12 protein-coding genes are annotated in these 11,117 nt (G+C 68.9%); 6 read left to right on the top strand and 6 right to left on the bottom strand.

Features of this window, described 5'->3' with window-relative positions; all coding sequences use genetic code 11:
• Positions 1–15: 15 nt before the first annotated feature.
• From EWH70_RS31525 to EWH70_RS31510, 4 genes are read left to right on the top strand one after another with little or no spacing between them, the layout of a single operon-like run.
• Positions 16–309: a hypothetical protein gene (locus EWH70_RS31525; protein ID WP_130479227.1), complete on the top strand. Its 294-nt coding sequence runs from the start codon at positions 16–18 to the stop codon at positions 307–309.
• Positions 306–1,139 carry a hypothetical protein gene (locus tag EWH70_RS31520; protein WP_130479226.1) on the top strand — a complete coding sequence of 278 codons (834 nt, stop codon included), beginning with the start codon at positions 306–308 and terminating at the stop codon, positions 1,137–1,139. The genes EWH70_RS31525 and EWH70_RS31520 overlap by 4 nt, the downstream gene beginning before the upstream one ends.
• Before the next feature lie 53 nt (positions 1,140–1,192).
• Positions 1,193–3,106: a fumarate reductase/succinate dehydrogenase flavoprotein subunit gene (locus tag EWH70_RS31515; protein ID WP_130479225.1), complete on the top strand. Its 1,914-nt coding sequence runs from the start codon at positions 1,193–1,195 to the stop codon at positions 3,104–3,106.
• Positions 3,103–3,852 (top strand): succinate dehydrogenase/fumarate reductase iron-sulfur subunit, encoded by a 750-nt coding sequence (locus tag EWH70_RS31510; RefSeq protein ID WP_130479224.1) that lies wholly within the window; start codon positions 3,103–3,105, stop codon positions 3,850–3,852. Before EWH70_RS31515 ends, EWH70_RS31510 begins: the two co-directional genes overlap by 4 nt.
• Positions 3,853–3,904: 52 nt before the next feature.
• Here the strand turns inward: EWH70_RS31510 and EWH70_RS31505 are convergent, their stop codons facing one another.
• From EWH70_RS31505 to gluA, 5 genes are all read right to left on the bottom strand, one after another.
• A complete protein-coding gene (locus EWH70_RS31505; RefSeq protein WP_130479223.1) occupies positions 3,905–4,294 on the bottom strand; it encodes a hypothetical protein in 390 nt (129 codons plus the stop codon).
• A gap of 230 nt (positions 4,295–4,524) precedes the next feature.
• Entirely contained in the window at positions 4,525–5,409 is an 885-nt protein-coding gene (locus EWH70_RS31500; RefSeq protein ID WP_130479222.1) for an amino acid ABC transporter permease, read from the bottom strand.
• The gene (locus tag EWH70_RS31495; protein ID WP_130479221.1) at positions 5,406–6,053 is read right to left on the bottom strand and encodes an amino acid ABC transporter permease; all 648 of its coding nucleotides are present in this window, start codon (positions 6,051–6,053) and stop codon (positions 5,406–5,408) included. Before EWH70_RS31495 ends, EWH70_RS31500 begins: the two co-directional genes overlap by 4 nt.
• Before the next feature lie 83 nt (positions 6,054–6,136).
• A complete protein-coding gene (locus EWH70_RS31490; RefSeq protein WP_130479220.1) occupies positions 6,137–7,030 on the bottom strand; it encodes a glutamate ABC transporter substrate-binding protein in 894 nt (297 codons plus the stop codon).
• 46 nt (positions 7,031–7,076) lie between these two features.
• Positions 7,077–7,805, bottom strand: coding sequence for a glutamate ABC transporter ATP-binding protein GluA (gene gluA / locus EWH70_RS31485; protein WP_205669342.1), 729 nt, complete (start codon positions 7,803–7,805; stop codon positions 7,077–7,079).
• A gap of 244 nt (positions 7,806–8,049) precedes the next feature.
• Here gluA and EWH70_RS31480 point away from each other — a divergent pair, with 244 nt between their 5' ends.
• Entirely contained in the window at positions 8,050–8,727 is a 678-nt protein-coding gene (locus EWH70_RS31480; RefSeq protein WP_130479218.1) for a response regulator transcription factor, read from the top strand.
• 3 nt (positions 8,728–8,730) lie between these two features.
• Complete coding sequence (locus EWH70_RS31475; RefSeq protein ID WP_130479217.1) at positions 8,731–10,131, top strand: sensor histidine kinase; 1,401 nt, start codon at positions 8,731–8,733, stop codon at positions 10,129–10,131.
• On the opposite strand, the gene EWH70_RS31470 is transcribed toward EWH70_RS31475, so the two are convergent.
• Positions 10,121–11,041 carry a TAXI family TRAP transporter solute-binding subunit gene (locus tag EWH70_RS31470; RefSeq protein WP_130479216.1) on the bottom strand — a complete coding sequence of 307 codons (921 nt, stop codon included), beginning with the start codon at positions 11,039–11,041 and terminating at the stop codon, positions 10,121–10,123. The two genes, EWH70_RS31475 and EWH70_RS31470, sit on opposite strands and share 11 nt — an antisense overlap.
• Positions 11,042–11,117: the final 76 nt, after the last annotated feature.

The following is an 11,117-nucleotide window of genomic DNA, read 5'->3' as shown; positions in this document are numbered from 1 at the left end:
GACTCGGAGGTATCCATGTCCACCACCGAACTCACCGAACTCCGCCGCACGATCGGGCAGCTGAGGCAGTGTGTAGGCGCGTTGCGTGCGCGCTATGGCGAGGCACCGGCGATCCGCCGCCTCGTCAACGACGTCGAGCGGCTCGACATCGACGCGAGCGAGCTGAGCGAGGCACCGCCGGTGCCCGAGCAGCCGAAGGCGGCCGACCGATCGCACGTCGTCGTCGTACCCGACACCCCCTACGACCCCGAGCTGTGGCGGGACGCCGACGACGAAGGCGTCGGCGGCTACCAGCGCGGCCAGCGGTGAGCGCGCCGGCTAGCAACGGGGCCAGCCAGGCGGGTACCGGGGTCCGCGCGCCGTCGCGGGCCTCGATTGCCGAACGCACTCTGCGCACGGACCGGTGGTGGCTCCCGCCACTGCTCACCACGCTCGGCCTGGCCGCGTTCGTCATCTACGCCACGATCCGCTCGTTCGTGCGGACCGCGTACTGGGTCGACGAGTACCACTACCTGACGCCGTTCTACTCACCCTGTCTGAGCGAGTCGTGTGTGCCGGGCTCCAGCCACTTCGGCACCTGGTTCGGCGAGCTGCCCGGGTTCATCCCGCTGGGCTTCATCGTGCTGCCGTTCCTGCTCGGCTTCCGGCTCACCTGCTACTACTACCGCAAGGCGTACTACCGCTCGGTGTGGTTCTCGCCGCCGGCCTGTGCCGTCGCCGAGCCGCACGCGAAGTACACGGGCGAGACGCGCCTGCCGTTGATCATCCAGAACGTCCACCGCTACTTCTTCTACGTGGCAGTGCTCGTGGCGCTGATCAACACCTACGACGCCATCACGGCGTTCCACGGTTCCAGCGGCGGCTTCGGTTTCGGGCTCGGCAACGTGATCCTGTTGGGCAACGTGATCATGCTGTGGGCCTACACGCTGTCCTGCCACTCCTGCAGGCACATCGCGGGCGGCAGGCTGAAGCACTTCTCGAAGCATCCCGTCCGGTACTGGCTGTGGACGCAGATCTCCAAGCTGAACACCCGGCACATGCAGCTGGCCTGGATTACGCTCGGCACCCTGGTCCTCACCGACTTCTACGTGATGCTGGTGGCCAGCGACGTGATCGCCGATCTGCGCTTCGTGGACTGAACCCGGGCATGACCCGACTGACAACGACGTCAACTTTTCGAGGGAATGACTACATGACCGAGGTCGAACGGCACAGCTACGACGTGGTGGTGATCGGCGCGGGCGGGGCGGGCCTGCGCGCGGTCATCGAGGCCCGCCAGCGCGGGCTGCGCGTCGCGGTGGTGTGCAAGTCGCTGTTCGGCAAGGCGCACACCGTCATGGCCGAGGGCGGCTGCGCCGCGTCCATGGGCAACGCGAACGCGAACGACAACTGGCAGGTCCACTTCCGCGACACCATGCGGGGCGGGAAGTTCCTGAACAACTGGCGCATGGCCGAACTGCACGCGAGGGAGGCGCCGGACCGGGTCTGGGAACTGGAGACCTACGGCGCGCTGTTCGACCGCACGGCCGACGGCAGGATCAGCCAGCGCAACTTCGGCGGGCACACCTACCCGCGGCTGGCACACGTCGGAGACCGCACCGGGCTCGAGCTGATCCGCACCATGCAGCAGAAGATCGTGTCGCTGCAGCAGGAGGACTTCGCCGAGACCGGCGACTACGAGGCGAAGATCAAGGTGTTCGCCGAGTGCACGGTCACCGAGCTGATCACCGACGGCGGCCGCATCGCCGGTGCGTTCGGCTACTGGCGGGAGAGCGGCAGGTTCATCCTGTTCGAGGCTCCCGCCGTGGTGCTGGCTACCGGTGGCATCGGCAAGTCGTTCAAGGTGACCTCCAACTCCTGGGAGTACACCGGCGACGGGCACGCGCTGGCCATGCGGGCGGGCGCGAAGCTGATCAACATGGAGTTCGTCCAGTTCCACCCCACCGGGATGGTCTGGCCGCCCAGCGTGAAGGGGATCCTGGTCACCGAGGGCGTGCGTGGTGACGGCGGGGTGCTGAAGAACTCCGACGGCAAGCGCTTCATGTTCGAGTACATCCCCGAGGTGTTCAAGGGGCAGTACGCCGACGGCGAGGAGGAGGCCGACCGCTGGTACACCGACGCGGACAACAACCGGCGCACGCCGGATCTGCTGCCGCGCGACGAGGTGGCCAGGGCGATCAACTCGGAGGTCAAGGCGGGCAGGGGATCCCCGCACGGCGGAGTGTTCCTCGACATCGCCAGCAGGCTGCCTGCCGAGGAGATCAAGCGCCGGCTGCCGTCGATGTACCACCAGTTCAAGGAACTGGCCGACGTCGACATCACGGCCGAGCCGATGGAGGTCGGGCCGACCTGCCACTACGTCATGGGTGGCATCGAGGTCGACCCGGACACCGCAGAGTCGAGCGTTCCGGGCCTGTTCGCCGCGGGGGAGTGCTCGGGCGGGATGCACGGTTCCAACCGGCTCGGCGGCAACTCGCTGTCGGACCTGCTGGTGTTCGGCCGCAGGGCCGGTCTCGGCGCGGCGTCCTATGTGGACGGACTGACGGACCGGCCGTCGGTCGCGCAGTCCGCCGTCGACGAGGCGGCGAAGCTGGCGCTGGCACCGTTCGACCCGCCCGCGGACGGCGTGGAGGAGAACCCGTACACCCTCCACACCGAGCTGCAGCAGTCGATGAACGACCTGGTCGGCATCATCCGCAAGGCGGAGGAGATCGAGCAGGCACTGGAGAAGCTGGCCGAGATCAAGGCCAGGCTGCCCAGGGTGACCGTCGAGGGCCACCGGCAGTTCAACCCGGGCTGGCACCTGGCGGTCGACCTGCGCAACATGCTGCTGGTCAGCGAGTGCGTCGCCAAGGCAGCGCTGCTGCGCACGGAGAGCCGCGGCGGGCACACCCGCGACGACCACCCCGGGATGGACGCCCAGTGGCGCAACAAGCTGCTCGTCTGTGCCGTGGAGGGCGACGATCCGCTGGCGCCGGAGGTGTCGGTCACGCCGAAGGAGCAGGAGCCGATGCGGCAGGACCTGCTGGAGCTGTTCGAGGTCGAGGAACTCCAGAAGTACTACACCGAGGACGAACTGACCACGCACCCCGGGAGGCAGGCGTGAGCTACAAGGCGAGCTTCCGGATCTGGCGTGGTGACGACGAATCCGGTGAGCTGCGGGACTACACCGTCGAGGTCAACGAGGGTGAGGTCGTGCTCGACATCATCCACCGCCTGCAGGCCACGCAGGCGCCGGACCTGGCGGTGCGGTGGAACTGCAAGGCGGGCAAGTGCGGGTCGTGCTCGGCCGAGATCAACGGCCGCCCTCGGCTGCTGTGCATGACGCGGATGTCCACGTTCACCGAGGACGAGGTCGTCACCGTCACGCCGATGCGGACGTTCCCGGTGATCAGGGATCTGGTGACCGACGTGTCGTTCAACTACACGAAGGCACGCGAGATCCCGTCGTTCACCCCGCCGGCCGACCTGAAGCCGGGCGAGTACCGGATGAAGCAGGTGGACGTCGAGCGGTCACAGGAGTTCCGCAAGTGCATCGAGTGCTTCCTGTGCCAGAACACCTGCCACGTGGTGCGTGACCACGAGGAGAACAAGGAGGCGTTCGCCGGGCCCCGGTACCTGATGCGGATCGCCGAGCTGGACATGCATCCGCTCGACGTCGCGGACCGGCAGAAGGCGGCGCAGGAGGAACACGGGCTGGGCTACTGCAACATCACCAAGTGCTGCAGCGAGGTCTGCCCGGAGAACATCCACATCACCGACAACGCGCTCATCCCGATGAAGGAGCGGGTCGTCGACCGTAAGTACGACCCGGTGGTCTGGCTGGGCAACAAGCTGTTCCGTCGCAAGTAGACACCGCGCGCGAGGCGGCCCCGGACGTCGTTCGTCCGGGGCCGCCGCACGTTCAGCTGACCTCGACGCAGGGCTTGCCCGCCGTGCCGTTGGTCGTGACCAGTTCCACGCACACCTGACCGGCCCCGTGGGAAGTCCCGGAGTAGCTGTACTCCAGGTGCTTGTACTCCCGGTCCACCTCGGTGAGGCTGAGGTTGGGCCCGGTCATCACGAAGTGGCCGACGGTCGGGTTCATGCCCGGCGCGTTGGCCTGGTACCAGCCGGTGGCGGTGTACCGGTTGGCGTCGCCCTCGACCTTGATGCAGGCGTTGTCGTTGCAGCCCGTCGCGTCGAGGACCCCCGTCTCGTCGGCCGACGCCGAGACGCTGCCCAGTGTCGTCAGCGCCGCCGCGGCGGCCGACACCGCGGCCACCCTGCGCAGGAACGTTCGCTTGTCTCGCATTGTCCTTCACTCCTTTCGTGTGCCCCCAACTGGGACAACGTTGTTATGTGAGACTAGTTGGAAAATTCCCGACAACACAACCCGGCTTGATCCGGATTTAGGGTTCCGCGTGTCTGGATGGGCTTCAGATGCCGTGAAGGGGGCCCTCACAGCGGCAGATGCACGTGAAGGCCACCTTCACCACGTCTCACGTGATGAAGGTGGCCTTCACGAGCTTGTGCTCCGGGAGGTCAGCCGCCCGTACGGACCGGGGTGGGAGCGCCCGCTCCCGCGTCCGGGTCCAGCGCGAGGTCGTCGCCAGGGCCCGCCGGGGTGATGACCTTCTTGTTGCGCCGGTTGCGGCTCTCCAGGTACTTCGCCAGCGCCGTGAGCAGCAGGCACATGACGATGTAGATGGCGCCGACGACGATGGTGACCGGCACCAGCGGCCTGCCGAACTCGGCGATGCCGCCGAGGTAGCGGGCGTAGCGCAGCAGCTCCTCGTAGGTGATGAGGAAGCCGAGCGCGGTGTCCTTCAGCAGCACCACCAGCTGGCTGATGATCGTCGGCAGCATGGCCCGCAGCGCCTGCGGCAGCAGCACCAGGTTCATCGTCTGCGTCTTGCGCATGCCCAGCGCGTAGGCCGCCTCGCTCTGCCCCTTCGGCAGCGACAGGATGCCCGCACGGAACACCTCGGCCAGCACCGAGCCGTTGTACAGCGTCAGGCCCAGCACGACCGAGTAGAACGGCGCGCCGAGGCTGAGGCCGAAGTGGAACGCGAAGATCATCACGACCAGCGGAATGGCGCGGAAGAACTCCACGATCACCGTCGCCGGCCCGCGGAGGTACGCCTTGTCCGACAACCTGGCCGCGGCGAACACCGCGCCGAAGATCAGCGCCAGCACGGCACCGGCGGCGAACGCCTTGAGCGTGTTGCCCAGTGCGGCGAGCAGGGACTCCTGGATCACCGTGTACTGGAGCCAGTCCCACAGCTTGCCGTCGAACTGCCCGGTGTCGGCGAAGCGGTACACGATGAAGCCCAGCAGGCCCGCGACGCCCAGCACACCGATCACGGCGTAGAGGCGGTGCCTGACCCTGGCCTTGGGCCCGGGAACGTCGAAGAGGACAGAGCTCATCGGGCCACGCTCCAACGCTTCTCGAGGCTGCGCTGCAACAACGTCAGCGGGATGACCAGGATGACGAAGATCAGCGCCACCCACAGCATGCCGACGAACACGTCATAACCGCGCTCGGACAGGTACGCCTGGATCGCGCCGGCCTCGACGACGGAGAAACCGGCGGCGATGGTGGTGTTCTTCAGCAACGCGATCAGCGTGCTCACCAGCGGCGGCACCACCGAGCGGGTCGCCTGCGGCAGCACGACCGAACCGAGCGTCTGGCCGAACGTCAGGCCCAGCGCGCGGCTGGCCTCCGCCTGGCCCACCGGCACGGTGTTGATGCCCGACCGCACGACCTCGCAGATGAACGCCGAGGTGTACAGCGTCAGTGCGACGACGGCCGCCATGAAGAAGGAGATCTCCACGACCTTCAGCAGCGGGTAGGCGAACGCGAAGAAGAAGAACACCAGCGTCAGCGGGGTGTTGCGGAACAGCGTGACGTAGGTGGTTCCCGCCGCGCGGAACACCGGGACCGGGCTGACCCGGAGCATGGCGAGGATCGTGCCCAGGATGAGCGAGCCCACCGCGGAGAGCCCGAACAGCTCCAGTGTGGTGAGGAAGCCCGGACCGTACAGGTCAAGGTTGTCGAATAAGACGTCCATCGTTTCCTCGGTGCCTCGGAACAGGGTGAGGGAATGCTTCGGCCGGCGGGGCAGCCTCTGCCACCGCCGGCCGAAACGTCAGATCAGTACCGCTCGAGGGTCGGCTTGGTCGCCGGGGAACCCGACTTGCCCAGGGTGTTGTCGTAGATGGCCTGCCAGGTGCCGTCGTCCAGCGCACCCTGCAGGATCTCGTTCACCTTGTCCCGCAGCGGCTTGTCGTCCTTCGGCAGGCCGATGCCGTAGGGCTCCTTGGAGAACGGCTCACCGACGAGCTTGAACTTGCCCGGGTCCTGCGCGGCGTAGCCCTTGAGGATCGCGTCGTCGGTGGTGACGACCTGCACCTGGCCGGCGTCCAGCTGCGCGATGCACTGCGAGTAGTTCTGCAGCTCGACGATGTTGCCCGGCTCGGTCAGGTTCTCCTGCTTGACCTTCTGGATCGGGGTGGAACCCGTGGCGGAGCAGACCTTCTTGCCCTTGAGGGTGTCCTTGCCGGTGATGTCGGTGTTGTCGGCCTTCACCAGCAGACCCTGACCGGCGACGAAGTACGGGCCGGCGAACGCGACCTGCTGCTTGCGCTTGTCGTTGATCGTGTAGGTGCCGACGTAGTACTGCACGTCGCCGTTGGCCAGCGCGGCCTCGCGGCCTGCCGACGGGACCGGCTTGTAGTCGATCTTGTCCTCGGCGAAGCCGAGCTTCGCGGCGACCAGCTTGGCGATCTCGATGTCGAACCCGGTGTACTTGTTGGTCGTCGGGTCCTTGTAGCCGAGGCCGGGCTGGTCTTCCTTGACGCCGATGGTGACCCGGCCGGCGGCCTTCATCTTGGCGAAGGTCGGCGAGTTGGCGACCTCGACGTTCTGCGCGACCTGCTGCTGCGGCGGGGCCTGGCCGCCCGGGTCGTTCGGGGTGCCCTCCTTGCCGCAAGCGGTCAGGGCGAGACCGCCGACCAGCAGTCCGGCCGCAAGGGTGCGGATCCTCATGGACCTCTCCTGTTTCTGGTTGGGGCGGCGCGCACGCCGCGTGTCACTAGTGGGTCAGGATCTTGCCGAGGAAGTCCTTGGCCCGGTCGGACTTGGGGTTGGTGAAGAACTCGTTCGGGTCGGTGTCCTCGACGATCTCACCATCGGACATGAACACCACCCGGTGCGCGGCGCGGCGGGCGAAACCCATCTCATGGGTGACCACCAGCATCGTCATGCCTTCCTTGGCCAGCGAGGTCATGACGTCGAGCACCTCCTGGACCATCTCCGGGTCCAGCGCGGAGGTCGGCTCGTCGAACAGCATGACCTTCGGCTTCATCGCGAGCGCCCTGGCGATCGCCACGCGCTGCTGCTGGCCGCCGGACAACTGGGCGGGGTACTTGTCGGCCTGGTTGGCGATACCGACCCGGTCGAGCAGTTCCATCGCGGTCTTGCGTGCTTCGGCCGACGCGATCTTGCGGACCTTCTGCGGGGCCAGGGTCACGTTGTCGACGATCGTCTTGTGCGCGAAGAGATTGAACGACTGGAACACCATGCCGACGTCGGCACGCAGCGCCGCCAGTGCCTTGCCCTCGGCAGGCAGCGGGACGCCGTCCACCGCGATCTCGCCGCTGTTGATCGGCTCGAGCCGGTTGATGGCGCGGCACAGCGTGGACTTGCCCGAACCGGACGGTCCCAGCACGACGACCACCTGGCCGCGCGGCACCTCCAGGTTGATCTCCTTCAGCACGTGCAGGTCGCCGAAATACTTGTTCACGGCCGTGGCCTTGATCATCGGCGGCGCTGGCGTAGCTGCGGTCATCTGGCCTCCAGTACGGAGCTGATCGGTCTGTATGTCCACTCGGTTGCCGTAACTGTAGTCACACCCCGTGAGCGGATGTTCTCGCAGGTACGCGTGACGGGCCGTGACAGCGGAGCGATGGCGGAAACCTACTCCGCCCGGAGACGGTGTGAAGCCCGTTTGAGCAACACTTAGGATTTCAAATCGATCTCATCACCTGCGAAGGAAAGGCGCCGGGGTGCGTGTTCTGCTCGTCGAGGACGACACCCGTGTCGCAGGCGCGCTCGTTCCCGCGCTGGTCAGGCGGGGCCTGACCGTCCGCTGGCTGGAGTCCGGCCTGCCCGCGCTCGACCTGCTCGACGAGGTGGACGTGGTCCTGCTCGACCTGGGCCTGCCCGACGTCGACGGGATGCAGCTCTGCGGGCGCATCCGGGAGGCCAGTGACGTAGCGGTGATCGTCGTGTCGGCACGGGGTGAGGTCGACGACCGGATCGCCGGCCTGCGTGCCGGTGCCGACGACTACCTGGTCAAGCCCTACGACGTCGACGAGCTGGTGGCCAGGGTGCAGGCGGTGCGGCGCAGGCAGACGCCTCGGCGGGCGGCGGCCTCCGGCGGGGTGGTCCGCGTCGGTGACGTCACCGTGGACCTCGACCGGCACGAGGTGACCGCGGGCGGTACGCCGGTCCCGCTGTCCCGCAAGGAGTTCGGCGTGCTGAGCCTGATCGTGGCCGAGGGCGGGGCGGTCTGCAGGCGGGAGTGGCTGCTGACCGAGCTCTGGGGCCGGGCAGGGCAGGCCGAGAACCGGTCGCTGGACGTCCACGTGGCGACCCTGCGCACGAAGGTCGGGCGGGCGTCGCTGATCGAGACGGTGCGCGGCGTCGGCTACCGCCTCGGCGCGGTCCCGGACCGGGGCTGACGGGTGCGGGCGCGGCTGCTGGCGACCGTGCTGTCGCTGGTCGTCCTGCTCGTCGCCGGGCTCGGCCTGCCGCTGGCGATGAGCGTCGCGTCGTCGACGGGCCAGTCGCTGTTCCTCGACCGCCTCACCGACACCGCCCGCTTCGCCTCGCTCGCACAGCGGCCGCTGCTGGAGGGCAGGCCCGAGCTGCTGACCGCCGAGCTGCGCCGCTACACGGAGGTCTACGGCATCCCGGTGGCCGTGCTCAACCAGGACGGCCGTCCGGCGATCAGTTCCGGTGACGTGCCGGGGGCGGCGCGGCTGAACCTGGCCGAGGCCGCGGTCGCCACCCAGGTGCAGGCCGCGCTGGCCGGGCGTCATCCGGAGCCGGGACCGGCGCTGCTGCCGTGGGCGGAGGAGACGCTGGTGCTGGCCGAGCCGGTGCTCATCGACGGTGACGTGCGGGGCGTGGTGGTGACGGCGTCGCCGACCGCCTCGGCGAGGTCGAACGTGGCGCTGTGGTGGGCGTTCATCGCGGCGGTCGGGGTGCTGGCCTGTGTCCTGGCGCTGCTGGCCGCGCTGCCGCTGGTGCGCTGGATCCTGCGGCCGGTGCGCAGGCTGGACGAGGCCACCGGGTCGCTGGTGGAGGCCGTGGTCAGCGGGCGCGACGTGGTCCGGGTCGGGGACGGCGGCGGCCCGCCGGAGCTGCGGCAGCTCGGCCGTTCGTTCGACCGCATGGCGGGCAGCGTCGCAGAGGCGCTGGCCGCCCAGCGCGCGTTCGTGGCCGACGCCTCCCATCAGCTGCGCAACCCGCTGACCGCGCTGAAACTGCGGCTGGTGAACCTGGAGGGCCAGGTCGATCCGGATGCCGAGGAACACCGGGAGGCCGCGGTCGCCGAGGCGGCCCGGCTCAACCAGCTGCTGGACGGCCTGCTCGCGATGGCCCGCGCCGAGGCCGGTGCGGGCGAGCCGGTGGCCACCGAGGTGGCGCCGGTGGTCGCGGCCAGGGTGGCCGACTGGTCGGTGGTCGCACGGGCCCGGGGTGTCCGGCTGTGGACCGAGGGTGACCTCGAGGGAGTCCGGGTGTCCAGCCCGCCGCGTGGAGTCGATGCCGTACTGGACGCCTTGCTGGACAACGCGTTGAAGTTCACCGCCGAGGATTCCGAGGTGGTGGTGTCGGCACGGGTGACCGGCGGGATGCTGCGGCTTTCGGTGCGGGACAACGGTCCCGGCCTGCGGGCCGAGGAGCTGGAGCGGGCGACCGACCGGTTCTGGCGGTCGAGCGCGCATCAGAACGTGCCGGGTTCCGGACTGGGGCTGGCGATCGTGGCGCGGATCGTCGCCAGGGTGGACGGGACGCTGGAGCTGGACCTTCCCGATGGCGGCGGGTTGCGGGTGACCGTGGGCTTCCCGGTCATTCCTTGAGTGAGCGGTAGTACCGCAGCGCGCCGGGATGCAGTGGCATCGGCGTGGTCTCGATGGCGGGCCGCGCGTCGATGGACAGCGCCGCCGGGTTCACCTTCGCCAGCTCGGGGCGGGCGGCGAACAGCCCGCGGGTGAGTGCCTCGGCGAGGTCGGCTCCCATGGTGGCCGGGACGACGAGGAAGTTCGGCACGGCCAGCGTCGTCACCGGCCCGCCTGCCTGCGGGTAGGTGGACCGGGGGATGGTCGCCGAGCGGTAGGCGGGATTGGCGCTGCGCATGGCCGACATGGCGGCGCCGATGTCCACCAGGCGCAGCGGCACCTGGTTGGCCAGTGCGGTGATCGCGCCGGTGGGCAGGCCGCCGGACCAGAACAGGGCGTCGATCTGCCCGTGCCGCAGTGCGTCCAGCGACTCGCCGAGCTCGATGTGGCGCACGGTCAGCGACCCCGGCGCGTCCAGTCCGACGACGCCGAGCAGCTGCTGCGCGATGACCGCCACGCCGGACTCGGCGGCCCCGATGGCGACCGTGCGCCCGCGCAGGCCGTCCAGCGTCGTGATGCCGGAGTCGGCCCGGACGACGACGTGCAGGTAGTCGTCGTGGATGCGGGCCAGCGCCAGCAGTTCCGGCCGGCCGGTGGAGGTGGCGGCGACGTCGGCGGCGGTGAAGGCGACGTCGGCCGTTCCGGCACGCAGCCGGGCCAGGTTGTCCGGCGAGCCACCGGTCTGCTGGACCTCCGGGCGGTCGCTGCCGAGTTCGGCCGACCAGGCCGCGGCGAGCGGCTGGGCGAGCTGGAAGTAGACGCCGCCGCTGCTGCCCGCGGCGATCCGCAGGCGCGTGCCGGACAGGTCGGCCCCGGTGCAGGCGCTGACCAGCAGCGTCAGCGCAGCGCAGAGGGCCAGCAGGGCACGCATTCGCGGATGGTGTCACAGCCGCCGGACTGTCGGTGCCCAGGGCTACTCTCGCCGGTAGTGCCAGGGTGGCACCACG

It is taken from the genome of Amycolatopsis suaedae (assembly GCF_004214935.1).
GTDB lineage: Bacteria > Actinomycetota > Actinomycetes > Mycobacteriales > Pseudonocardiaceae > Amycolatopsis > Amycolatopsis suaedae.
The sequence above is the reverse complement of the archived record's forward strand: the minus strand, read 5'-3'. Positions and strand labels throughout refer to the sequence as shown.